Consider the following 22,652-nt stretch of genomic DNA (forward strand, 5'->3'; position numbering starts at 1 on the left):
ATGAAACTGCAACAATTCAATCAGGCTTCAGCGGCAGAGGCCAGAACGCTTATCGCCCACTGTGTGGCGCTGGAAGACTGGATCACCGCGCTGGTGGCGCAACGGCCTTATCACACGGTGGAGCGTCTGCTGCAACGGAGTGATGCGCTGGCCCGGCAGTGGGAGGGTGCCGTACTGTCCCAGGCGCTGTCAGCCCACCCACGTATTGGTGAGCGTGGGCAGGGCAGGGGCAAGGAGGTACAGCTGTCAGCAGGTGAGCAATCCGGCGTTAACGCTGATGACGACAGGCTGAAACAGGCGTTGCACGTGGGAAACATCGCTTACGAACGTCGCTTTGGCCGGGTTTTTTTGATCCGGGCCAAAGGGCGCAGTGGGGAAGAGATACTGGCGGAACTGCATCGCCGTCTGGACAACGATGCACAGCAGGAACAGCAGGAGGCGCTTGCACAGCTACGCGAAATCACGCTGCTGCGTCTGAAGGAGACCTTTCGATGAGCACCATTACCACGCATATTCTGGATACCGCACTGGGCAGGCCCGCCGCTGGAGTACGAATTTCGCTGGAACAGAAAAGCGGTGAGGGGTGGCTGACGGTGGCTTCCGGCTGCACCGATGCGGATGGTCGCGTAAAAAATCTGACCCCGGAGTCGCTGGCAACAGGGCATTACCGTTTGATTGCCGACATTGGCGACTATTTTGCCGCCGGTGGGCGCGACGCGCTCTATGTCAGCGCCCAGATTGACTTTATATTGCAGGAAGCGGACAGCCATTATCATTTGCCGTTTCTGGTATCACCCTGGTCGTGGTCCACCTATCGGGGCAGCTGATGTTCCCAGCCTGGTGCTGACGGCACCGGCAAATTATCTCTCCACCCGGAGAGTATAAAAGGGCACGCCAGTCTGGCCGGCGCATAAATTACCCCGGCACCCGTCACAGCGTGAAACTGTCTGCATCGCGCCATGCCGGAAAGCGTTCACGATACTGATGCAGTGCGTCCAGTGACAGCTCAGCGTTCAGCACCGCAGGCTGATGCGGTTTGGCCATCGCCAGAATCTCTCCCTGTGGGCTGATAATCCGGCTGTCACCGCTGTAAAGATGATGGTTATCATCCTTGCCTACCCGGTTACAACCGGCAATATACGACTGGTTTTCAATCGCGCGGGCCAGCAGCAGTGCCTGCCAGTGAGCGGCGCGTGGCGCGGGCCAGTTGGCGACATAAAGCGCCAGATCGTAATCATTTTGATTGCGTGAGAAGACGGGAAAGCGCAGGTCGTAACAAATCTGTGGCAGGATCCGCCAGCCGCGCCAGGCCACCACCACCCGGCTGTCACCCGCCTGATAGTGATGATGTTCATCAGCCATGCGAAACAGATGCCGTTTATCATAGCGATGCACGCTGCCTCCCGGCTCCACCAGCAGAAAACGGTTCACCGCCCCCTGACCGGTCTGAATCGCTACGCTGCCCCCCACCAGTGCGTCAGTGACGCAGGCTTTGTCGTGCAGCCACGCAATCACACGGGATTCCGGCAGTGACGCCCCGGCTGCCATCATCGCAAAACCGCTGGTGAACATTTCCGGCAGCACGATCAGATCGCGCCCCTGCAAACGGTCAATCACTGTATTGAAAAAGCGCAGATTGGCTTCGCCGTCCATCCACACCAGGGGTTGCTGTAATAGACTGAGTTTTAAAGTTGACACAGGCGCTCCGCCGCAGCATCCAGCGTGGCTTCCTGTTTGGCAAAGCACAGGCGGATAAGTCGATGGGGAAACGGTCCGGCGCAGAATACCGACAGCGGAATGGCCGCCACGCCGACGTCTCTGGTCAGCCACTGGCAGAAAGCCACGTCATCCAAATCGGAAATGGCGCGGTAATCCGCCAGCAGAAAATAGGTGCCTTCGCATGGCAGCAGCTCAAAACGGCTTTTCGCCAGCGCCTGCACAAAACGGTCACGGCGGGCACGGTAGAAATCCGGTAGCTGGCGATAATGTTGCGGTTCGGCAGTCAGCATATCGGCCAGAGCCAGTTGTGCCGGCGTATTCACGGAAAAAGTCAGATACTGATGCACCTTGCGTACTTCTGCGGTCAGCGCGGCAGGCGCCACGCAGTAGCCCACTTTCCAGCCGGTCATATGGTAGGTTTTGCCAAATGACGAAACGGCAACGGCGCGCTCGCGTAGCGCCGGATGCGCCAGCACACTGGCGTGGCCCTCTGACGCAAAGCAGATATGCTCGTAAACTTCATCACTCAGTACGTAGATTTCCCGGGCCTGTATAGCTTGCCACAGGGCGGCAAAGTCGCTTTTCTGCCAGACGGTAGCGGAAGGATTGTGTGGCGTATTCAGGATAACCAGCCGGGTTCGCGGCGACAGCAAATCGTTAAATATCTGCCAGTCAACCGCAAAGGCCGGAGGCTGAAGCGTCATGCGTTTCATTACGCCGCCAGCAAGCGTTACCGCGGGCGCGTAGCTGTCGTAACTTGGGTCAAAGCAGACAACTTCATCACCCGGACGAACCAGCGCGGTAATGGCGGCATAAAGTGCTTCCGTGGCCCCCGCGGTGACGGTCACTTCATGGTTACTGTCCGGCAGATAACCATAAAGTTCAGCGGTTTTCACCGCGATAGCGTCGCGCAACGGCTGCACGCCGGTCATCGGTGCATACTGGTTAAACCCGGCGCTGACGTGGTGTGCCAGCCGGGATTTCAGATAGTCCGGTCCGTCAAAATCAGGAAAACCCTGCGAAAGATTGATGGCGTTATGCTGATGCGCAAGCGCGCTCATTTGCGTAAAGATGGTGGTGCCCAGCGCTGGGAGCTTGCTTTCAGGGGTGATCGACGTCTGGCTCATGAATGTTAACCTTTGAGTAACGCAACTTTAAGGATGTATTAACCCTCTGTTGCTGCCACTATAACCTCGATGCTACTATCTGGCAATCAAGACGCTTAGACGTCTAAATACACCACCAGGTGCCGGTTCGGACCGGCTGAAACAGGAACACTATGAGCGTAATGTCACAGTTGGACCAGCTGGTTGCGACCTGCCACTGGATTGGCGCCAGAGGCTGGGCACCGGCAACAGGCGGTAATATGTCGCTAAGGCAGGACAATGAATTTTGTCTCCTGAGTGAATCAGGCAAAGATAAAGGTGCGCTGACCCGCGATGACTTTATCCAGGTTGAGATTGCCAGTAACCGGGTGCCTTCCGGGCGGCGGCCATCGGCAGAGACCGGATTGCACACCCTTATCTACCGGCTGTTTCCCGATGCCGGCGCGGTGCTGCATACGCATACGGTAAATGCCACGGTGCTCTCCCGGGTTGAGAAAAGGGCCGCACTGGAACTGCAAGGTTATGAAATGCAGAAAACACTGGCAGGACAATGCTCGCATCTTGATACGGTGTCGGTTGCGCTGTTCGACAACGATCAGGATATTACTGCCCTGGCGGCGCGGATAGAACAGTTTGCGGCGCAAACGCCACTGCGTTATGGTTTTCTGCTGCGTGGACACGGGCTGACCTGCTGGGGCAGAGATGTCAGCGAGGCGAAACGCCATCTTGAGGGGCTGGAATTTCTGTTCCAGTGTGAACTACAACGTCGGGTACTGGAGGCAAGATGATCCGTGCGATTGTCACCGATATTGAAGGGACAACCAGCGACATTCGCTTTGTCCACAACGTGCTTTTTCCTTATGCCAGAGAGAATCTGGCGGCGTTTCTTACGGCTCACCAGCAGCAGGAAGGGGTGGTAAAGGCACTTAACGATTTGCGCGATGAGATTGCCCGGCCCCAGGCAACAACGGAAGAACTAATAGCCGTGCTGTTCAGTTTTATGGATGAGGACAGGAAATCAACGGCGCTGAAAGCACTCCAGGGAATGATCTGGCGCGATGGCTATCTGAACGGCTGTTTTACCGGACATCTCTATGCAGACGTGCTGCCTGCATTAAGATTATGGAAATCGCAGGGTATTGATCTTTATGTATATTCCTCCGGGTCGGTTGCTGCGCAAAAATTGTTATTTGGCTACAGTGATGCAGGTGATGTTACATCTCTGTTTAGCGGGTATTTTGACACCCACGTTGGCGCGAAACGTGACACAGCCTCCTACCGCAATATTGCCGCTGATATTGCGCTGGCACCCGATGATTTGCTGTTTTTATCGGATATCCGTCAGGAGTTGGATGCCGCACAGGAGGCGGGGTGGAATACCGTGCAGTTACTGCGTGGCGAAGCGGACGCTGAGAGCCGTCATCGCCAGGTCAACCGTTTTGACAAGATTAACCTGGAGCCGTTTTCATTATGAGTGCACTGACCATTTTTACCGACAGTGAGGCCACCACGCCGGTGTGGCACAGTACCGATGCCGACGCGATCCGTCAGCAGCTGAATGCAAAGCAGGTGCGTTTTGAGCGCTGGCAGGCCGATCGTGATTTGGGTGAGGATCCCCAGCCTGAAACGGTGATTAAAGCTTATCAACATGCCATCGATAAGCTGGTGGCGGAGAAGGGGTATCAAAGTTGGGACGTGATCAGTATGCGCTCCGATAATCCACAAAAGGAGGCGCTGCGCGGCAAGTTCCTCTCTGAACATACCCACGGTGAAGATGAGGTGCGTTTTTTTGTTGAAGGTGCGGGGCTGTTCTGCCTGCATCTGGACGGGCATATATATCAGGTCCTGTGCGAAAAGAACGATCTGATCTCTGTTCCGGCAGGCACGCCGCACTGGTTTGATATGGGATCATCACCGCATTTCACCGCGATCCGTATTTTTGATAATCAGGAAGGCTGGGTTGCCAGGTTTACCGGTGACAATATTGCAGACGCCTATCCACGTTTACCCTGAAAGCGCTGTCGAACAGCGCCCTGCGTTGCTCCCTCAAAGGAAAGGGGTGCTGCTCAATAGCGTCGCAGTATCCAGGCCCTGTGGCGTTGTGCCCCTGTTGCGGAAATGAGCGGTGGCGCGATATCTGCTGCCTCCGTTCAGAAAGCGGAGGGCTCAACAAACTGCCCGCCAAAAGGGCAAAGCGGGGCGTTGTTGGTTCCGGCAGATCGGTAACACGCGAACGCGCTCAAACAGGCCAGACGCAGGATGAGTGGCTTCCCTGCCATATACATCGTTGGCGGTCTTTCCCTGAACCCGGTTTACCCTTTTTACGATGGCATGAAAATCCCATTGTCCACCTGCGCTGGCGTCACCACGCCTGTATCCAGCACCCAGCCGCTGATTAGCGCTGCTGGTGTGACGTCAAACGCCGGATTAAACACCTGCGCCGTTTCCGGTGCCCACTGCACCTCGCCAAAGCTTCCCGCCACCCCGGTGACTTCGCTGGCGGTCCGCTGCTCAATCGGAATGCCACTACCATCCGGGCAGGCCGGATCGAGGGTGGTATGCGGCGCGGCCACATAGAAGGGAATACGGTGATAGTGCGCCAGCACCGCCAGGCTGTAGGTGCCGATTTTGTTGGCGACGTCGCCGTTTGCCGCAATGCGATCGGCGCCGACCCACACGGCATCCACCTGTTTTTGCGCCATCAGACTGGCTGCCATGCTGTCGCAAATCAGCCGGTAGGGAATACCCAGTTCCCCCAGTTCCCAGGCGGTCAGACGCCCTCCCTGAAGTAACGGTCGGGTTTCATCAACCCAAACCTGAGCCACATTGCCCTCCTGCCAGCCGCGGGAGATAACACCCAGCGCGGTTCCTACCCCCGCCGTTGCCAGACCTCCGGTATTGCAGTGCGTCAGCAGTCTGCTTCCCGGTTTGATCAGCGTCGCACCTGCCGTGGCGATGTTGTCACACAGCGTTTTATCCTCTGACACCAGATTCAGGGCTTCCGCGGTTAACGCAGGGACAAAGTTCTCCTGTGCCAGCGCCTTTTTCATCCGGTCAAGGTTATTCATCAGATTCACGGCGGTAGGGCGTGCGGCACGCAGTACCTCCAGCGCCTCCATCAGCGCCGGTTTTGCCATTCCTTTTTCTGCCAGCAGCGCCAGCAGCAGGCTGGCGGAAAGACCAATCAGCGGCGCGCCGCGCACCCGCAACGCTTTGATATGGCCTACCAGTTCCGCCACATCCGGGGTTGGGCACCAGATTTTTTTCTGGGGAAGCGCCTGCTGATCAAGGATCGAAAGCTGATTGTCACGAATTTGTAAGCTGGTTGTGCTGAGTGTCTGCATAAAGGTTAAATCCCGGTTGCGTTATCCGGCTGTATTGTGCCAACATGCATTGCGGATGTATAGACGTCTGTATGGCTTATTCACTATAAAATACCGACAGAATAGCAGCCAGTACTGCCTGCCATGCAGGCCAGAACGTTGATGGGGATGAATTGATGTCGCAATATCGTACCTTCACAGCAGAGGATGCCGTGGAATATGCACGCCAGTTTGGCGGCATTGACAAGCCGGACAGTCTGGTCACTTCGCAGGAAATTGGTGATGGTAATCTGAACCTGGTATTCAGGGTCTTTGACCGTGACGGCAATAGCCGGGTGATTGTTAAGCAGGCACTGCCCTATGTGCGCTGCGTGGGTGAATCATGGCCGCTGACGCTGGATCGCGCCCGTATTGAAGCGGAAGTATTGCAAATTCACGGTGGATTCTGCCCGGAACATACGGTGAAAATCCTGCATTATGATCCGCAGCTGGCGGTAATGGTAATGGAAGATCTTTCCAGTTATGCCATCTGGCGCGGCGAGCAGGTCAAAGGCGTTGATTATCCGCAGGCCGCAGCGCAGCTGGGGAAATATCTTGCGCAAACGCTGTTTCATACTTCAGACTTTTACCAGCATCCTCATCAGAAAAAAGCCGATGTTATCCGTTTTACCAACCCGGAGCTTTGTGACATTACGGAAGCGTTGTTCTTTAACGAACCCTATGAAGAACATCAGCGCAATGGCTATCCGCGCGCGCTGGAACCGCTGATTGCCACCCTGCGTACCGACGATGAGCTGCGACAGAAAGTGGCCGGTCTGAAACACCGTTTTCTGTCAAACGCCGAAGCATTACTTCATGGCGATGTTCACAGCGGATCGGTGTTTGTCGCACCGGGAAGTCTGAAGGTGATCGACGCAGAATTCGGTTTTTATGGTCCTGTTGGTTTTGATGTGGGCAGTGCGCTGGGTAATCTGCTGATCAACTATTGCGCGCTGCCGGGCCTTCTCGCCCCGCGTGAAGCGGCGGCCGTCCGCGAGCAACGTCTTCGCGATGTCGCGGCGCTGTGGCAAAGTTTTGCCGATAGCTTTCTGTCGCTGGCTGCGGAAAAAACACAGGATCGCGCGCTGGCCTGTCCGGGCTATGCATCCCGGTTTTTGCGGAAAATCTGGCGTGACAGCCTTGGCTACTGCGGTACTGAGGCGATCCGTCGTACGGTGGGAATGTCTCAGGTTGCTGATATTAAATCAATAACTGATGATGCGATGCGCATCGGCTGCGTCCGCCAGACCGTAATGCTGGGCCGGACGTTAATCCTGGCGGCCGATCATATTGCCGACGTTGATGCGCTGATAGCCCGTATCCGGCAGAATGGCTGATGGTATCCGCTGGCCACATTGTCTGTGGCCAGCGGAGCGCCGGGCGATTCACTCACAAAACAGATTCGGCTCGCTGACCGGCACCCCTGATTGCCTGGCCTGCCGGGCAATCACCTCCGCCAGACGACGCACAATTTTTTGTTGTGCGGAAAACATTTCATCCATTCCGCCTGCTGCGTCTTCCACCAGTGTGGTGCGGCAGACCTGCTGCACCCCGTCTTTACGAAGGCTCCAGTCCGCCTGTAATTTGACAAACTGACCGGGCCAGCTGTCAAAACGCCGGATTTGAACCCTGATAAACAGCACCGGACGGGATGAGTGAGAACCGATACCGCTCACATCCTGAGTGTTGAGTAGCGTGGTCAGGGCGGAAGACAGCGCGGTTTGAAATTCATCCCCCACCGGGCTGAGCCAGCGATCGTTATCCAGCACGCTAACCCGGTCATTGCCGGTCATCACCACCAGTTGCGGCATGTCCAGCTGTGGCGGTACGCCCGTTGGCAAAAGATAAATAACAAAGGGTGCGGACCGGGCGGAGCCGGTCGCCGTCGGCGCAACATTCAGTGTATGGTAATGCACCGGCGGCGAGCTACAGGCTGTCAGGGCGCTACTTAGCAGGAGAACATAGCAGGCAAGAGCGGATTTCATCGGCCAGACCTTTCTGATGGGGGAAGTTCTGGTGCCGCCTGGGCTGGACGCCCCTTGATCAGCGCTTCCGGGTTATTGTTAAGCTGTTCACCGAGCGCACGTACCGCCCTCAGCATCCGGCTGAGTTCCTGCAAACTTTGCGCTGCGGTGATCATCAATGGCGAATCCTCTGACAGCAGCGTCTGAACGGTACCGGTGGTGCTGTCCAGCCTGGCGACCAGCTTGTCAGCCTGCGGCAAGGTGCGGGTGTTAAGCCGTTGCAACAGCAGGTTGGTGCCGGCAAGCGCGGCATTAAGCTGGTTGCCCATCGCTTCCAGAGGCATGTTGTCGACCTTGCCCACGATGCTGGCTACCTGTTGTTGGATACGTTCAAATCCACCGTTAACGGTGGGGATAACCAGGGGATGAGCAGTCATATCAAAGGGTACCGGATGGGCATCAGCCTGGAAATCCAGTGAGATATAGAGCTGGCCGGTCAGAAGATTGCCGGTGGCGGCCTGCGCCCGCAGACCGTGTTCCACCATATCGCGGGTAAATGTGGCGATAGCCTGTGACAGATCTTTTCCAGGTCGGGGTAACTTGTTAAGCACATTGCCTAAGCGGTTTGGGTAAACCTCGATATTAACCACGGAAGGAAAACGGTAACCAACAGGGCTGTAATCCAGGCTGACGGAAACCACCCGGCCAATGGTGATGCTGGAAAATTCCACTGGCGCACCGGGCGACAGCCCTTTCAGTGAGCGTTCAAAGCGCAGCTGGAATGGCACCGAGGGTCCGTCAGGAGGCGACAGAGCCTGTTCCTCATCTTTTGCCAGTTCATAGCTGCCATCGGCATTGTTCTCCGGCGCGTTGACGTCATCGGGGGTGCGGAAAGCAATCCCACCGGCAATAACTGAGGCGACCGTCTGGGTTTTCAGATGCAGCCCGTTTGCCCCCACCGAGAGATCCATCCCGCTGGCGTTCCAGAAACGTGAACGGCGGGTGACCAGGCGGTCATAGGGCGCATCAATAAACAAATTGATCGCCACCGCTTTGCCATCATCCTGCAACCGCCATGAGACAATCCGTCCTACCTGAACGCGGCGAAAATAGACCGGCGAACCAATATCAAGTGAACCAAGATCGTCAGTGATGACGGTAAACCGGTGGCCAGGCACACCGTTGATCTGTGCTGGAGGGGTCTCAAGCCCGGTGAACTGGTGCATCTCCTGGCCATCGTTGCCTCGATCGGCGGCAATCCAGGCACCGGACAGCATGGTTTCCAGACCGCTGACGCCGCCAAATCCCACCCGTGGGCGCACCACCCAAAAGCGGCTGCCGGAACGGGCGAGATAGTCAGCATCTTTGTTCAGCGCAATAACGGCAATCACGTTCTCTCCCTTATTGTCCAGAGAAAGCGACTTCAGCATTCCGACGGTGATATCACGGTATTTCAGCGGGGTTTTACCTGCTTCCAGTCCTGCCGCATTCTGAAAAGTTAATGTAATTTCTGTTCCTGACGTTCGCAGGTTAGCGGTAAATAACGCCAGACCCGCCAGTAACGACGCCAGGGGGATCAGCCAGATCAATGCGGCCACTTTTCCCCGTGGCTGCTGGTGGGGGAGCTGATTTTCATCCGCAAAGGGTTTACTCATGATGGCGACGGCTCCCAATCAGGCCTGGATCAAAACTGAGGGCAGAAAGCATGGTCAGGATCACCGACAGGGCAAAAAAGATAATGCCGCTGCGCGGTTCGACGGTAATTGAGGGGGCGAACTGCAAGGCGCATGACATTATCACCACCACAATGACATCCAGCAGCGAAAGGTAGCCGATGGCTTCCGTAAGCCGGTAAAGTTGCGCCCGCCGGCTTACTGCCCACTGGCTTTGCAGGTAGCAGGTGATGATCAGTACCCCCATAACCAGAAATTTCAGTACGGGGATCATCACACTGGCGATAAAAATAATCGTGGCAATCGCGGACGCGCCGCTGTTCCAGAACGCTGCCACACCGCTGAAAATGGTTTTTTCACTGCTGCCGCCCAAAAAGGTGGTCTGCATAACCGGCAGCAGATTGGCCGGGAGATAGCAGAAGAGGGCGGCCAGTAGCAACGCGGTACTGCATGAGAGCGTATTGGCAGGATTGCGCGCGAGCAGGGTATGACAACGCGGACAGCGGGAGGCAAATTTTGCTTTCAGATCCGGCTGACAGAGAAGCCCACAGCGATGGCATCCCATCATTTTTTTGCCCGATCCCTCTGGCGGCGTTTTGGACGTGGAAGGCGGGACACTGCTGTGCCATGACGCTGCCAGATCCTGTTGTGTCATGCTGCGACTCATCAGTGCGACCCATATTAGCGCCCAGAACCCTGGGCCAGTGTTTAACTGGATAAATTCCGCCATCTTGTAGCCGGCGACCAGTAATCCAAGCAGGCAGATATCGCTCATGCACCAGGGATTAAGCCATTGCAACAGTCGCAGAATGGCTTGTTGTCCCGGCGCACGGCGGGAAAGGCTGGCGAAGGTACTCAGCCAGCCGAACAGAAAGAGTTGCGCCATCGGAAATAAGATAAAAATCAGCGCGACGATGATCGCCAGTAGCCACTGATGGCTTTGCACCAGCGAGACAACCATATTTTCCAGCGTCACCTGGCGTGCATTGCCCTGAAATCCCACGGTGATCAGCGGCAGAAAACTGGCAATGGGCAGTGCAAAAGCTGCCGACAGTATCAGCGCCAGTTGCCGCGAGTGATACGATTCTGGCCGAACCCGCGCGGCAGCACTGTGGCAACATGCTGGCTGGCTGCCGCTGGCCTCTGTCGGGCAGCGATGAACTGAGTTACAGCAGGAGCAATGGGCTGAATCAGTAACGGTATTCATCGGGCGTTGTCCCGCAGAGAAAGCAGAAAAATGGCGGCGCTCAGGCCGCCATTTTTCGCCATGGCATTATTTTAAGCGGTCGATCAGATCATCCGCGCCTTTTTCCACACCCACTTTCGCCGCGCTCAGCGAGCCAATACTGGCACTGACGTTCATGGCGTTGGGATACTGTTTTTCCACCCAGGCAGCGAGCAGCTGGTTGGTTTGTGCGTCGTAGATTTCAGTGGCATAGCTGACCCAGCCATTCATCATACCTTCCCTGCCACGAATGGACTGCACGATGTTGTAAGGCCCACCGGCGAGATCGAATTTGGTGAAGGTTCCGGCCACCGGGGTGGTGGTGTCTGCACCTGTCAGGGTGAGTTTGATACGAAGCGTGCCGGGAGCAGGGGTGTTAACCATGCTGAAGCGTTGTTTCAGGCGGTCACCAAACTGTTGTTGCATGTAAGTGGCAAGCTCCTGCTGGTCACCTGCATCCATTTTGCCAAACTGATTATCGGCACCGCTATAAACCGCGACTGGCTCCAGGATAGCCTGGTGATACTGCTGCCAGTTTGGGTTAGTGGTGTAGCGATAAGGAACGCGGTAGGCATCATCGCCCGTGTTGGGTTGCATACGGCTGGACGCCTGAAGATTGCTGTAAGGCACGGGTTGGGTGCCAGCACAACCCGCCAGGGTGACGGCGGTCATCAGCATCAGAGAACGATAAAAAGCAGGCATTTTAGACATAGTGATCATCTTCGCAAGTAAATAAGACAGCGTATTGCTGCCAGCCAAAATTCAGTCTGGTGACAGCGACAAGGTTAGTGTAAAACTGTACTGTACGGTTTATTTATGCATACGGATGATTTCTCTGTCAAGAAAATGTACACTCGGGTTTATTTTTGAAAAGATGCGAATCAATGAAAGTAAAAACACAGGCACGACGGGAGGCCATTATCGAAGCGGCCGCCGCGCTTTTCCAGGAAATGGGTTACGAACGCGCTTCCATGAACGAACTGGCCAGACGCCTTGGTGGCTCGAAGGCCACGCTCTATAACTATTTCCCTTCCAAGGAAGAACTCTTTTCTGCCGTGGTCCGAACTTATGCCACTCAGCATCTTACCGATGCAGCGAGTGAACTCAATGATATCTCTCACCGTGAACTGCCTTTGAAAGAAAAGTTGCAGCGTTTCGGCGAGCGGATGTTGCAGATGCTGGTCAATGACACCAGTGCGCTGGCCGTGTACCGCATGGTGGTGGGTGAGGCCGGACATACCGATATTGGTACACTTTTTCATGACTCCGGTCCGCGGGAAAGTATAGAAAAACTCTCCGCGGTGATGCTCTCAGCAATGGATGCGGGGGAGCTGCGTCCCGGTGATGCCAACCTGCGGGCGATGCAGTTTATGGCGTTGCTGACAGTAGAATGTGATTCACGAGTCTATCAGCGGCATTTGCAGCCGGTGGGAACAACCCGTATTTGTGAAATGACACGCTGTGCGGTGAGTATGTTTTTTGCGGGTGCGGGAAAACCCGCCTTACAGTGAAAGCGGGCCTGAAGATGGCCCGCCGTTGGCTTATGCTGCGGCAATTTTTCGCTGGATCTCCTGTTTTTCGCTCCCTGCCGCCAGTGCATCGGCGGCAAATTCATCGACGTTAATTGAACGCAGGCGGCTGGCTTCAGCCCGGCTGAGAATGGCCGCGTCCTGTTCATTTAACCACTTCTCCTGTAACGCGCGTTTCGCCAGTTCGTCCAGACGGGTGAATGACAGGTTCTTCTTAAGTTGCTGACAAAGGCGGTCGTGGATGGCTTCAGCCGCCATCACCTCCTGTAGTGCCTCTTCCAGTTGCCCTGATGGATTATTCTCGCCTGCAGCAAGATACTGGCCGCGACCCAGCCGTGTACGGGTGGCGGAGGGCGTCTGTACTATCTGCGCCAGCTGGTGATCGAGCCTGTCGGACGGGGCATGACAGCAACGGCCAAGAGGAAAAATCACCGTCCGCAACAGGCCAGCCACTGGCCGGTTGGGAAAATTGCGTAGCAGATCATCAATGGCGGCTTCTGCGAGGTTCAGGGCATCCTGCACACCCCAGTGGAGCAGCGGCAGGTCGGCCTGATGACGACCCTCGTCGTGGTAGCGCTTCAGCGTCGCGGACGCCAGATAGAGCTGACTCAGGACATCGCCCAGCCTCGCTGAGATCCGCTCGCGGCGTTTCAGACTACCGCCCAGCACCGACATGGCTATATCCGACAGCAACGCAAGATTGGCACTCAGACGGTTGAGGTGCTGATAGTAACGACGGGTGGCATCACGGGTTGGGGTACTGCTGGTCCGTCCGCCGGTCAGGCCAAGCCACAGGCTTCGCATATAATTACTGCCGACGTGGCCGATATGACTGAACAGCGCCCGATCAAAGGCGATGGTGTCATTGTTGCGGGCGCTTTCCATCTCGGTCAGTATCCACGGATGACAGCGAATGGCTCCCTGTCCAAAGATAATCATGTTGCGGGTGAGGATGTTGGCCCCTTCAACGGTAATGGCGATAGGAGCCCCCTGATAAGCCCGTGCCAGAAAGTTGCTGCTGCCGAGCATAATGCCTTTGCCCCCGGCAATATCCATGGCATCAACAATCGCCCGCTGACCACGATGCGTACAGTGGTACTTGACGATGGCAGAAAGCACCGCCGGTTTTTCGCCCTGCACAATGCCAAAAGTAATCAGCGAGGCTGCCGCATCCATCACGTAAGCATTACCGGCAATGCGCGCCAGTGGTTCTTCAATCCCTTCCATTTTTCCGATAGGCAACCGGAACTGGCGGCGAATATGCGCATAAGCCCCTGTTGCCAGCGCAATACTTTTCAGACTGCCGGTGGAGTTTGACGGCAGGGTAATCCCGCGGCCGACAGACAGGCATTCAACCAGCATCCGCCAGCCCTGGCCGGCCATTTTTGGCCCGCCGATAATGTAGTCAATCGGGACAAAAATGTCTTTGCCCCGGGTTGGACCGTTCTGAAAAGGCACGTTGAGCGGAAAGTGGCGTTTACCAATCTCCACGCCTGGCGTCCGGGTAGGGATCAGCGCACAGGTAATACCTAAATCGTCGGTGTCACCTAACAGATGCTCAGGATCGGACAGTTTAAACGCCAGGCCCAGCACCGTGGCGATGGGTGCCAGCGTAATATAGCGTTTGTTCCAGGTCAGGCGCATACCCAGCACCCTTTGCCCCTGCCATTGATCCATGCACACCACGCCGGTGTCGGGGATGGCACTGGCATCGGAGCCAGCTTCCGGGCTGGTCAGGGCAAAGCAGGGAATATCCTGGCCACGAGCCAGCCGAGGCAGGTAGTGGTCTTTCTGCCGATCGGTGCCGTAATGTTGCAACAGTTCACCGGGACCAAGTGAGTTAGGTACCCCGACGGTAATCGCCAGAATACTTGAGACGCCCGCCAGTTTTTGCAGGATACGGGCCTGGGCGTAAGCAGAAAACGCCAGCCCACCGTACTCTTTTTTAATGATCATGGCGAAGAAGCGGTGTTCTTTCAGATGCGCCCAAAGTTCTGGGGGAAGATCGGCCATTTCGTGGGTGATCTGAAAATCATTCGCCATCCGACAGGCCTCGTTCACCGGTCCGTCGAGAAAAGCCTGCTCCTCTTCGCTCAGGCGCGGCTGTGGGAAGTCGTGCAGTTTTTGCCAGTCCGGTCTGCCACAAAACAGATCGCCTTCCCACCAGGTGGTACCGGCATCAATGGCTTCTTTTTCCGTGCGCGACATTGGCGGCATCACTTTTTTAAAGGTGTGCAGGGTCGGTTTTGAAAAAATTGCCCGGCGCAGTGGCAGCAGATTAAACGGCAGCAGAATGATAGCCAGCGGGATTAACAGCCACGGTGTCCAGAGATGGGCGATGGCCATAGCCGCGCTCAAGGCCAGCACGATCAGGGTACTCAGCAGCAGGCTTACGCGGTGATAAAACAGTGCGCCAATCAGCACGATTGTCGCCACGCAACTGATAACCATCATAAACATCTCCGGGAAGTAGTAAGAGGTCTGACCTGTTTCTACAGGTTTAGATGAGATGCATTTCGTTAGCAATGTGTTTACATGATAATTACAACAAGGATCACAATCCGCTCACTGAAGAGGCTTTGATCGATGGCTGCCGGGCAGCGTGCTTTTCGCCTTGAGTGCAACTTGATAAACTGATGTCGACCTCACCTAAAAGGACTACCTATGTACCAGGACATCATTCGTGCCGAGCTTAACGAAGCTGCGGATACGCTGAATAAATTTCTCAGCAACGATGCCAATATCCATGCGATACAGCGTGCCGCCGTACTGCTGGCCGATGCTTTTAAAGCGGGCGGGAAAGTGCTCTCGTGTGGCAATGGTGGTTCACACTGTGATGCCATGCATTTTGCCGAAGAGCTGACGGGCCGCTATCGTGACAACCGCCCCGGCTATCCCGGCATTGCCATCTCTGATGTCAGCCACCTCTCCTGCGTTAGCAATGACTTTGGTTACGATCACGTTTTCTCGCGCTACCTCGAAGCGGTGGGTAAATCGGGCGATGTGCTACTGGGTATTTCGACCTCCGGTAATTCCGCTAACGTGATCAAAGCCATTGAAGCCGCTCGCACGCAGGGGATGAAAGTGATTACATTAACCGGAAAAGATGGTGGCAAAATGGACGGCATGGCCGATGTGGAAATTCGTGTGCCGCACTTTGGCTATGCCGATCGCATTCAGGAAATTCATATTAAAGTAATCCATATCCTTATCCTGCTTATTGAAAAAGAGATGGCAGCGTAATCCTGCCGGTCAGGCATCGCCGCCCACTGAATGAGGTAAATTTATGTGCGAACTGCTCGGGATGAGCGCGAATGTCCCCACGGACATCTGTTTCAGCTTTACCGGGCTGGTCCAGCGGGGTGGCGGAACCGGTCCTCACAAAGATGGCTGGGGTATTACTTTTTACGAGGGGAAAGGGTGCCGTACATTCAAAGATCCGCAGCCCAGTTTTAATTCCCCCATTGCCCGCCTGGTGCAGGAATATCCTATTAAATCCTGTTCAGTGGTGGCACATATTCGCCAGGCTAACCGGGGACAGGTTTCGCTTGAGAATACTCACCCTTTTACCCGTGAATTATGGGGGCGCAACTGGACCTATGCCCATAACGGACAGTTGAAAGGCTATCGCACATTGGCTACCGGTTCGTTCCGTCCGGTGGGTGAAACCGACAGTGAGTATGCGTTTTGTTGGCTACTGCACAAGCTGACGTCACGATATCCACGTACGCCGGGTAACTGGCCTGCGGTGTTTCGTTATATCGCGGAACTGGCGATCGAACTGCGGCAAAAGGGTGTGTTTAATATGTTGCTGTCAGACGGGCGTTATCTGATGGCGTTCTGTTCAACCAATTTGTACTGGATCACCCGGCGGGCACCGTTTGGCAAGGCAACGCTGTTGGATCAGGATGTGGAGATTGATTTTCAGAAACAGACCACGCCAGACGACGTGGTGACGGTGGTGGCCACCCATCCGCTGACCGGCAATGAAACCTGGCACAGGATTGAACCAGGTGAGTGGGCATTATTTTGTCTCGGAGAGCGCCAGCGCTGAGCCATTACCGTTAGTGGTTTTATGGTTGAGTAGCGGGCTGTTCAGCACGTAACGGCCTGCACTGACAGCCATCGCCGGCGGCTGGCGGTTCTGCACAAACTCTGCATAACCCGGTTGCAGCTGCTGCCAGAAACTGTAATAGACCGAATAGCGATGGCGTTGCAGATTGCTGTCGGTCATTCGGAACGGATAGATGCTTACTTCGACCCGAGGCTGACCGTTGCGCAGCGCCGCTTCCACGTAATGATAAATATCATCAATGTTGCTGTCGGTCATGGCATAGCAGCCAATGGAGACGCAGCTGCCGTGGATCATCAGGTATTTCCCTTCGTAGCCCTGCTGGCGATCGTATTCGTTAGGGAATCCGACGTTAATGGCACGATAAAAACGGCTGTCCGGCTTCAGCTGAGAGAGGCCCACGCTGTAAAACCCTTCCGGGCTTTTAAAGTCACCCTGGCGGCGTTTGGGACCAAGGCCACCGGAGAAATTACAGATGCGGTAACTGTCGACCAGGCGATATTCATTGCCAATTTTGCCATACAGTTCAAGCACACGTTCTTCTTTAAAGATCTGAATGTACACGGGGGTACCGAGTAACTGTTTTTTTAACTCTTTGCTTACCGGGGCCAGTGGCGTGACCTGTGTGGCAGGGACACTGGCAAATACAGTGGCTGGCAGAAAAAACATCGCAAACAGCAGTGCGATTTTGCCCATCGTGGTGCCCTTGATCGTCTGGGTTGAAACGGCGTCCGCAGACGCTGTATGGTGCAATATTCGGAATATTCCGTCAAAGCAGCGCCACATTAGCACTGTCTGTTTTTTTAGCAAGAGAGTCGCACGGAAAAAACAAAGAAAAATGCGCTCAGCACCCAGCCACTGCGGTTTGCCGCATAACGCGGGCATTGCTATTTTGCCGGTTAACTGTATGCTTATACAGTTAACCGGAGGGCCTGTGCGTAAGATCATTCACGTTGATATGGACTGCTTTTATGCCGCAGTAGAAATGCGCGACGATCCCAGTTTGCGTGACATCCCGATTGCTATTGGCGGCAGCCATCTGAAACGTGGCGTGATCAGTACGGCCAACTATCCGGCCCGAAAATTTGGTGTCCACAGCGCGATGTCCACCGCGATGGCGCTGAAACTGTGCCCGCATCTGAAAGTGATCGCCGGACGTTTTGATGCCTACAAAGAAGCCAGTAATCATATTCGTGAGATCTTCTCCCGCTACACTGCCCTGATTGAGCCGCTGTCACTGGATGAGGCCTATCTGGATGTGACTGACAGCCCGCATTGCCAGGGTTCTGCCACGCTGATTGCGCGCGATATCCGCCAGACTATCTTTGCTGAACTGCATCTGACCGCTTCCGCCGGTATTGCGCCGGTTAAATTCCTTGCCAAAATCGCTTCCGATCTTAACAAGCCTGACGGACAGTGTGTGATCACCCCGGCAGAGATGCCCGGCATTCTGCTGACGCTGCCTTTGGTCAAAATCCCTGGCGTGGGTAAAGTGACGGGGAAAAAACTGGAGGCGTTGGGGCTGGTGACCTGTGGTGATGTGCAAAACAGTGACCAGGCAACCCTGCTGAAGCGGTTTGGTAAGTTTGGCCGCGTGCTCTGGGAGCGATGCCACGGTATTGACCAACGTGAGGTGGTCACGGACAGATTGCGTAAGTCGCTGGGCGTGGAGCGCACACTCTCTGAAGATATTCATCACTGGGAACAGTGCATGACCATCATTGATTTTCTTTATGAAGAGCTGGAACGCCGTCTAATCAAAATCAGACCCGACAGGCTGATTGCCCGTCAGGGAGTAAAACTCAAGTTTGATGATTTTCAGCAGACCACCCAGGAACATCTGTGGCCAGTTCTGAATAAGGCGGATTTTATCGCGGTGGCGAAACACATCTGGGACGAACGTCGTGGAGGGCGTGGCGTTCGGTTGGTGGGGCTACATGTGATGTTGCCAGATCCGCAGCTGGATCGTCAGCTACCGCTGGGGCTTTAACGCGTCTGACGTCGGATTAATCAACACCAGGCAGGGTATTTTTTCGAATGCGGCGGCGCATAAGTAGCGCCCCGGCGATGACGAAAAGCGGCGTGTTAATCAGGAACAACAGAATGTTTTGATTCATCTGTCGCTGACCACCGACCCGACAAACGGTCTGGACAGCAGTGGGAAGGTTGCAAAGAGCACGATCAGGCCGCAGCAGGGCAGACAGAAAAACCTTCATGGCACTTTCCAGAACCAGACTTTAACCGCGTCAAAACAGTGGCTGGCCCAGCCTTCCCGGTGCATACCCCATTGCATACGAAACCTGGTCAGTGTGTCCGTCAGCCGCATGCCGTTCCACAGGTCAATTCCCCGCAGCGATTGCCGAATGGCTCGCCACGCAGTCGCCAGTGGTCTTTATCCAGACCGTCTTTTTATCAAAATCATCAAAACGGATAGACATAAAAGGAGATTTCTTCTCCGTTACCGAAGTTATTTCGCCGGGATGTTTTTGAGCAGCGCGGTCAGCAGCTGCCAGTACAGACCAACGCTGCCAATATGCACCTGTTCATCCGGTGAGTGCGGGCCGGTAATGGTTGGGCCAATGGATACCATGTCCATTTCCGGGTAGGGTTTTTTGAACAAACCACATTCAAGCCCTGCATGAATTACCTGAATGTTCGGCGTTTTGTTAAACAGCGTTTTATAGGTTTCTGCCACCACTGCCATCACGGGGGAAGACGCATCTGGCTGCCAGCCGGGATAGTTGCCTTTGGCTTCGGTTTTTGCGCCCGCGAGATCGCCCAGCGCCGTAAGCATTCCGACGACATCATCTTTACCGCTGTCAATCAGCGAGCGCACCAGACAGTTGATTTTTGCCTCGTCCTGGGTCATTGACACCACGCCGACGTTCAGTGAGGTTTCCACCACGCCTTTCATGACATCAGAATTGCGGATCACCCCGTTTGGCGTACTGTTCAGCAGTGCGATAAAGGTATTCCGGCTGCTGGCGGTCAGCGCCTGCTCAGCTGAGGTCGCGTTTTCCACCGTGATATGGATATTTTTCTCTTTCAGACCCAGTTCATTTTGCAGCGTGGCCAGATATTCCAGCGCCAGATGCTTGAGTTTATCAACGTTTGCCGCCGCAACGGCCAGTGTGGCAACGGCTTCGCGAGGGATGGCATTACGCAGTGTACCACCGGTAAAATCAGTCAGACGCAAATCAAGCTGTCCGGCATGAGTAAACAGGAAACGGGCCAGCAATTTGTTGGCATTGCCCAGACCTGAATGAATGTCTGCACCAGAATGCCCGCCCTTTAATCCTTTCAGGCTCAGTGTAAGCCGGACAAAATCTGCCGGAATGGTTTCCCGCTGAAGTGGCAGCTTGCTGGTGAAATCGATGCCACCGGCACAGCCCATATAAATTTCACCTTCCTCTTCGGAGTCGGTGTTGATCAGAATTTCTGCCTGCAACCAGTTAGATTGCAAACCAAAAGCGCCTGTCATGCCGGTTTCTTCGGTCATGGTCAGCAGCACTTCCAGCGGACCATGTTCCACGGATTTATCGGCCAGCACGGCCAGTGCAGAAGCCAGACCAATGCCGTTGTCTGCCCCAAGCGTGGTACCGCGCGCCTTCACCCATTCACCATCAATCCACGGCTGAATCGGATCTTTAGTAAAGTCATGTACCGTATCGTTGTTTTTTTGCGGCACCATATCCAGGTGTGCCTGCAGCGCGACTGGCTTGAGATTTTCCAGACCCGGCGTGGCAGCTTTACGGATCAGAATATTGCCCACCTCATCGCGGTCGGTGGCAAAGCCCTGCTCCGCTGCCCATGACAAAATGTACTGTGCCAGCTGTTCTTCATGATAAGAGGGGTGGGGAATGGCGCATATTTTGGCAAAAATGTCCCACAGCGGCTGTGGTGACAGTTGGGACAATTCAGACACGATAAATCTCCTGTGCCGGCACCCGCAGATGAGCAGCGATGGTGCAGGATGAACATTGACAGTCAGGTTAGCTTACGCAACAGACCTGCGTGATGTGGGAAAGAATATCATCGTTTCCGGCGTGATGCTTGTCTGTGGCGGGGAAAAGCCAGCCCGATGCTGGTTTTTGGTGACACAGGTCTTTATAATCCTGCGCAACCCTTCTCTCTGTACACTTTTAAGCCAGCAAGCCTGGTCGGAATTTCTTTTTATGAGCGAAAAATACGTCGTCACCTGGGATATGTTGCAAATCCATGCCCGCAAACTGGCCCAGCGCCTGCTTCCCGTTGAGCAGTGGCGGGGAATTATCGCGGTCAGCCGTGGAGGCCTGGTGCCTGCTTCTTTACTGGCCCGTGAGCTGTGCATTCGCTATGTTGATACCGTGTGCATTTCCAGCTATGACCACGATAATCAGCGTGAAATGACAGTACTGAAGCGTGCAGAGGGTGACGGGGAAGGTTTTATTGTGATCGACGATCTGGTGGATACCGGAGGGACGGCTCAGGCTATCCGGGATATGTACCCGAAAGCGCGTTTTGTGACCATTTTTGCCAAACCGGCAGGCCGTCCGCTGGTGGATGACTATGTGGTTGATATTCCACAAAACACCTGGATTGAGCAGCCGTGGGATATGGGCGTGGTCTACATTCCACCCATTGTGCAGGAGTGATTGACCTGTATCATTGCAACGCCCGGTTATGCCGGGCGTTGCCGTTTTTGCGCTTAGTACAGCATAACCTGCCAGGCTAGACTATCGGACTCATCACGGTCGGAGAATAGCCACGTTATGACAGAGAAAAACCTGAGCGAGGAGCTGTTTAAACCCCGCTTCAAGCATCCTGAAACATCATCTTTGGTTCGCCGTCTTCACCATCATCAACCGCTGACCATTTACTCCGCGCTGGAAGGGGAAAGCCACACCGGCTGGTACCGTATGATCAATCGCCTGCTGTGGGCCTGGCGTGGCGTGTCACCGCTGGAAATGGGGGAAGTACTGGCCCGGATAGCCAGTAGCCAGGCGGAACATACTGACGACCAGCTGCTGGATACCGTGGTGGGCTATCGGGGAGGCAACTGGGTCTATGAGTGGTCAAAGCAGGCGTCGCTGTGGCAGGAACGGGCCGCGGGTGAGCAGGACGATCAGGCGGCCGGACACAGTCTGTTGCAGGCGGTAAATCTGTTCAGCATTGCCGGTTATCCCTATCTGAAAGGTGACGAACTGGCTGAACAGGCGCAGTTGATGGCGAGTCGTGCCTACGAACAGGCTGCTGCCAGATTACCGGGTGAGCTTAAAGAACTGGAATTTGCTATCGCCGGCGCCAGTCCGGTGTCGGGTTTTTTGCATATGCCCGCCAGAAGCCGCGCACCGTATCCCACCGTCCTGTTATGTGGCAGCCTTGATGGATTGCAGACCGACCACTATCGTCTGTTTCACCGCTATCTTGCACCACGCGGTATCGCTTTACTGACCGTTGACATGCCTTCAATTGGCTTTTCTGCAAAATGGAAACTGACTCAGGACACCAGCTTTTTGCATCAGCAGGTGTTGCAGCAACTGTCGGGCGTCCCGTGGGTGGATCACACCCGTGTGGCGGCATTTGGTTTGCGTTTTGGCGCAAATGTGGCGGTGCGGCTGGCGTATCTGGAGTCGAACCGTCTGCGGGCGGTCGCCTGCCTGGGGCCTGTCGTTCACAGTCTGTTGTCCGATCGCCAGTGGCAGGACAAAGTGCCGGAAATGTATATGGATGTGCTGGCCAGCCGATTGGGGATGGCAAGCGCGGCGGACTGCGCATTGCGTATGGAACTGAACTGTTATTCGCTTAAAACCCAGGGATTGCTGGGCAGGCGCTGTCCTACGCCGATGCTCTCTGCTTACTGGCGGGATGATCCTTTCAGCCCGGAGGAGGAGTCGCGTCTGATTGCACGCTCCTCAGCCCAGAGCCAGCTGATGATGATAGAACGATCTCCTGCATTGAGCAGCTTTGACAGGGCATTACATGATATTGTCGTCTGGCTGGCAAAACGGCTGGGCTGCTGA

Annotated in this window: 23 protein-coding genes; 12 read left to right on the forward strand and 11 right to left on the reverse strand. The window is 55.2% G+C overall.

Going from position 1 to position 22,652, the window contains the following annotated elements:
- Both uraD and uraH read left to right on the forward strand, forming a co-directional pair.
- A complete protein-coding gene (gene uraD / locus EB241_RS18550; RefSeq protein WP_124234571.1) occupies window positions 1–495 on the forward strand; it encodes a 2-oxo-4-hydroxy-4-carboxy-5-ureidoimidazoline decarboxylase in 495 nt (164 codons plus the stop codon).
- Window positions 492–827, forward strand: coding sequence for a hydroxyisourate hydrolase (gene uraH, locus EB241_RS18555; RefSeq protein WP_124234572.1), 336 nt, complete (start codon window positions 492–494; stop codon window positions 825–827). Before uraD ends, uraH begins: the two co-directional genes overlap by 4 nt.
- A gap of 103 nt (window positions 828–930) precedes the next feature.
- Here the strand turns inward: uraH and EB241_RS18560 are convergent, their stop codons facing one another.
- Window positions 931–1,698: an amidohydrolase gene (locus EB241_RS18560; RefSeq protein ID WP_124234573.1), complete on the reverse strand. Its 768-nt coding sequence runs from the start codon at window positions 1,696–1,698 to the stop codon at window positions 931–933.
- The gene (locus EB241_RS18565; protein ID WP_124234574.1) at window positions 1,686–2,846 is read right to left on the reverse strand and encodes a pyridoxal phosphate-dependent aminotransferase; all 1,161 of its coding nucleotides are present in this window, start codon (window positions 2,844–2,846) and stop codon (window positions 1,686–1,688) included. The genes EB241_RS18560 and EB241_RS18565 overlap by 13 nt, the downstream gene beginning before the upstream one ends.
- Before the next feature lie 152 nt (window positions 2,847–2,998).
- Here EB241_RS18565 and EB241_RS18570 point away from each other — a divergent pair, with 152 nt between their 5' ends.
- From EB241_RS18570 to EB241_RS18580, 3 genes are read left to right on the forward strand one after another with little or no spacing between them, the layout of a single operon-like run.
- The gene (locus EB241_RS18570; protein ID WP_124234575.1) at window positions 2,999–3,613 is read left to right on the forward strand and encodes a methylthioribulose 1-phosphate dehydratase; all 615 of its coding nucleotides are present in this window, start codon (window positions 2,999–3,001) and stop codon (window positions 3,611–3,613) included.
- The gene (gene mtnC / locus EB241_RS18575) at window positions 3,610–4,299 is read left to right on the forward strand and encodes an acireductone synthase (protein WP_124234576.1); all 690 of its coding nucleotides are present in this window, start codon (window positions 3,610–3,612) and stop codon (window positions 4,297–4,299) included. The genes EB241_RS18570 and mtnC overlap by 4 nt, the downstream gene beginning before the upstream one ends.
- Window positions 4,296–4,838 (forward strand): 1,2-dihydroxy-3-keto-5-methylthiopentene dioxygenase, encoded by a 543-nt coding sequence (locus tag EB241_RS18580; protein ID WP_124234577.1) that lies wholly within the window; start codon window positions 4,296–4,298, stop codon window positions 4,836–4,838. Before mtnC ends, EB241_RS18580 begins: the two co-directional genes overlap by 4 nt.
- A 308-nt stretch (window positions 4,839–5,146) precedes the next feature.
- On the opposite strand, the gene mtnA is transcribed toward EB241_RS18580, so the two are convergent.
- The gene (mtnA, locus tag EB241_RS18585) at window positions 5,147–6,169 is read right to left on the reverse strand and encodes an S-methyl-5-thioribose-1-phosphate isomerase (protein WP_124234578.1); all 1,023 of its coding nucleotides are present in this window, start codon (window positions 6,167–6,169) and stop codon (window positions 5,147–5,149) included.
- Window positions 6,170–6,324: 155 nt separating this feature from the next.
- Between mtnA and mtnK the strand changes: the two genes are divergently transcribed.
- A complete protein-coding gene (gene mtnK, locus EB241_RS18590; protein ID WP_124234579.1) occupies window positions 6,325–7,524 on the forward strand; it encodes an S-methyl-5-thioribose kinase in 1,200 nt (399 codons plus the stop codon).
- A 48-nt stretch (window positions 7,525–7,572) separates the two neighbouring features.
- On the opposite strand, the gene EB241_RS18595 is transcribed toward mtnK, so the two are convergent.
- The 4 genes from EB241_RS18595 to EB241_RS18610 all read right to left on the reverse strand — a co-directional run bounded on the left by EB241_RS18595 (window position 7,573) and on the right by EB241_RS18610 (window position 11,769).
- Window positions 7,573–8,172 (reverse strand): PqiC family protein, encoded by a 600-nt coding sequence (locus tag EB241_RS18595; protein ID WP_124234580.1) that lies wholly within the window; start codon window positions 8,170–8,172, stop codon window positions 7,573–7,575.
- Complete coding sequence (locus EB241_RS18600; RefSeq protein ID WP_124234581.1) at window positions 8,169–9,806, reverse strand: PqiB family protein; 1,638 nt, start codon at window positions 9,804–9,806, stop codon at window positions 8,169–8,171. Before EB241_RS18600 ends, EB241_RS18595 begins: the two co-directional genes overlap by 4 nt.
- Entirely contained in the window at window positions 9,799–11,031 is a 1,233-nt protein-coding gene (locus EB241_RS18605) for a paraquat-inducible protein A (protein ID WP_124234582.1), read from the reverse strand. Before EB241_RS18605 ends, EB241_RS18600 begins: the two co-directional genes overlap by 8 nt.
- A gap of 66 nt (window positions 11,032–11,097) precedes the next feature.
- A complete protein-coding gene (locus EB241_RS18610) occupies window positions 11,098–11,769 on the reverse strand; it encodes a DUF3313 domain-containing protein (protein ID WP_124234635.1) in 672 nt (223 codons plus the stop codon).
- Window positions 11,770–11,933: 164 nt separating this feature from the next.
- Here EB241_RS18610 and EB241_RS18615 point away from each other — a divergent pair, with 164 nt between their 5' ends.
- Window positions 11,934–12,560, forward strand: coding sequence for a TetR/AcrR family transcriptional regulator (locus EB241_RS18615; RefSeq protein ID WP_124234583.1), 627 nt, complete (start codon window positions 11,934–11,936; stop codon window positions 12,558–12,560).
- A gap of 30 nt (window positions 12,561–12,590) precedes the next feature.
- On the opposite strand, the gene fadE is transcribed toward EB241_RS18615, so the two are convergent.
- Window positions 12,591–15,032, reverse strand: coding sequence for an acyl-CoA dehydrogenase FadE (gene fadE / locus EB241_RS18620; protein WP_124234584.1), 2,442 nt, complete (start codon window positions 15,030–15,032; stop codon window positions 12,591–12,593).
- Window positions 15,033–15,242: 210 nt separating this feature from the next.
- Here fadE and lpcA point away from each other — a divergent pair, with 210 nt between their 5' ends.
- Together lpcA and EB241_RS18630 are read left to right on the forward strand one after the other, a co-directional pair.
- Window positions 15,243–15,821, forward strand: a complete 579-nt coding sequence (gene lpcA, locus EB241_RS18625) for a D-sedoheptulose 7-phosphate isomerase (RefSeq protein WP_124234585.1) — start codon at window positions 15,243–15,245, stop codon at window positions 15,819–15,821.
- A 43-nt stretch (window positions 15,822–15,864) separates the two neighbouring features.
- Window positions 15,865–16,632, forward strand: coding sequence for a class II glutamine amidotransferase (locus EB241_RS18630; protein ID WP_124234586.1), 768 nt, complete (start codon window positions 15,865–15,867; stop codon window positions 16,630–16,632).
- On the opposite strand, the gene dpaA is transcribed toward EB241_RS18630, so the two are convergent.
- The gene (gene dpaA, locus EB241_RS18635) at window positions 16,603–17,346 is read right to left on the reverse strand and encodes a peptidoglycan meso-diaminopimelic acid protein amidase (RefSeq protein WP_124234587.1); all 744 of its coding nucleotides are present in this window, start codon (window positions 17,344–17,346) and stop codon (window positions 16,603–16,605) included. The genes EB241_RS18630 and dpaA overlap by 30 nt on opposite strands.
- Window positions 17,347–17,584: 238 nt before the next feature.
- Between dpaA and dinB the strand changes: the two genes are divergently transcribed.
- Complete coding sequence (gene dinB / locus EB241_RS18640) at window positions 17,585–18,640, forward strand: DNA polymerase IV (RefSeq protein WP_124234588.1); 1,056 nt, start codon at window positions 17,585–17,587, stop codon at window positions 18,638–18,640.
- Between the two features lie 16 nt (window positions 18,641–18,656).
- On the opposite strand, the gene EB241_RS18645 is transcribed toward dinB, so the two are convergent.
- Together EB241_RS18645 and pepD are read right to left on the reverse strand one after the other, a co-directional pair.
- On the reverse strand, window positions 18,657–18,866 hold the full coding sequence (locus EB241_RS18645) for a hypothetical protein (protein WP_124234589.1): 210 nt from the start codon (window positions 18,864–18,866) through the stop codon (window positions 18,657–18,659).
- A gap of 251 nt (window positions 18,867–19,117) precedes the next feature.
- The gene (gene pepD, locus EB241_RS18650; protein ID WP_124234590.1) at window positions 19,118–20,575 is read right to left on the reverse strand and encodes a beta-Ala-His dipeptidase; all 1,458 of its coding nucleotides are present in this window, start codon (window positions 20,573–20,575) and stop codon (window positions 19,118–19,120) included.
- Between the two features lie 250 nt (window positions 20,576–20,825).
- Here pepD and gpt point away from each other — a divergent pair, with 250 nt between their 5' ends.
- Both gpt and frsA read left to right on the forward strand, forming a co-directional pair.
- Complete coding sequence (gene gpt / locus EB241_RS18655) at window positions 20,826–21,284, forward strand: xanthine phosphoribosyltransferase (RefSeq protein WP_124234591.1); 459 nt, start codon at window positions 20,826–20,828, stop codon at window positions 21,282–21,284.
- Between the two features lie 117 nt (window positions 21,285–21,401).
- Window positions 21,402–22,652 (forward strand): esterase FrsA, encoded by a 1,251-nt coding sequence (gene frsA / locus EB241_RS18660; protein ID WP_124234592.1) that lies wholly within the window; start codon window positions 21,402–21,404, stop codon window positions 22,650–22,652.

It is taken from the genome of Erwinia psidii (genome assembly GCF_003846135.1).
Classification (GTDB): domain Bacteria; phylum Pseudomonadota; class Gammaproteobacteria; order Enterobacterales; family Enterobacteriaceae; genus Erwinia; species Erwinia psidii.

Excerpts from the sequence above, each read along its gene's own strand:
- uraD (WP_124234571.1), top strand. The coding sequence starts at position 1 with ATGAAACTGCAACAATTCAATCAGGCTTCAGCGGCAGAGGCCAGAACG.
- uraH (WP_124234572.1), top strand. The coding sequence starts at position 492 with ATGAGCACCATTACCACGCATATTCTGGATACCGCACTGGGCAGGCCC.
- EB241_RS18565 (WP_124234574.1), bottom strand. The coding sequence starts at position 2,846 with ATGAGCCAGACGTCGATCACCCCTGAAAGCAAGCTCCCAGCGCTGGGC.
- EB241_RS18570 (WP_124234575.1), top strand. The coding sequence starts at position 2,999 with ATGAGCGTAATGTCACAGTTGGACCAGCTGGTTGCGACCTGCCACTGG.
- mtnC (WP_124234576.1), top strand. The coding sequence starts at position 3,610 with ATGATCCGTGCGATTGTCACCGATATTGAAGGGACAACCAGCGACATT.
- EB241_RS18580 (WP_124234577.1), top strand. The coding sequence starts at position 4,296 with ATGAGTGCACTGACCATTTTTACCGACAGTGAGGCCACCACGCCGGTG.
- mtnA (WP_124234578.1), bottom strand. The coding sequence starts at position 6,169 with ATGCAGACACTCAGCACAACCAGCTTACAAATTCGTGACAATCAGCTT.
- mtnK (WP_124234579.1), top strand. The coding sequence starts at position 6,325 with ATGTCGCAATATCGTACCTTCACAGCAGAGGATGCCGTGGAATATGCA.
- EB241_RS18595 (WP_124234580.1), bottom strand. The coding sequence starts at position 8,172 with ATGAAATCCGCTCTTGCCTGCTATGTTCTCCTGCTAAGTAGCGCCCTG.
- EB241_RS18600 (WP_124234581.1), bottom strand. The coding sequence starts at position 9,806 with ATGAGTAAACCCTTTGCGGATGAAAATCAGCTCCCCCACCAGCAGCCA.
- EB241_RS18605 (WP_124234582.1), bottom strand. The coding sequence starts at position 11,031 with ATGAATACCGTTACTGATTCAGCCCATTGCTCCTGCTGTAACTCAGTT.
- EB241_RS18610 (WP_124234635.1), bottom strand. The coding sequence starts at position 11,769 with ATGATCACTATGTCTAAAATGCCTGCTTTTTATCGTTCTCTGATGCTG.
- EB241_RS18615 (WP_124234583.1), top strand. The coding sequence starts at position 11,934 with ATGAAAGTAAAAACACAGGCACGACGGGAGGCCATTATCGAAGCGGCC.
- fadE (WP_124234584.1), bottom strand. The coding sequence starts at position 15,032 with ATGATGGTTATCAGTTGCGTGGCGACAATCGTGCTGATTGGCGCACTG.
- lpcA (WP_124234585.1), top strand. The coding sequence starts at position 15,243 with ATGTACCAGGACATCATTCGTGCCGAGCTTAACGAAGCTGCGGATACG.
- EB241_RS18630 (WP_124234586.1), top strand. The coding sequence starts at position 15,865 with ATGTGCGAACTGCTCGGGATGAGCGCGAATGTCCCCACGGACATCTGT.
- dpaA (WP_124234587.1), bottom strand. The coding sequence starts at position 17,346 with ATGGGCAAAATCGCACTGCTGTTTGCGATGTTTTTTCTGCCAGCCACT.
- EB241_RS18645 (WP_124234589.1), bottom strand. The coding sequence starts at position 18,866 with ATGAAGGTTTTTCTGTCTGCCCTGCTGCGGCCTGATCGTGCTCTTTGC.
- gpt (WP_124234591.1), top strand. The coding sequence starts at position 20,826 with ATGAGCGAAAAATACGTCGTCACCTGGGATATGTTGCAAATCCATGCC.
- frsA (WP_124234592.1), top strand. The coding sequence starts at position 21,402 with ATGACAGAGAAAAACCTGAGCGAGGAGCTGTTTAAACCCCGCTTCAAG.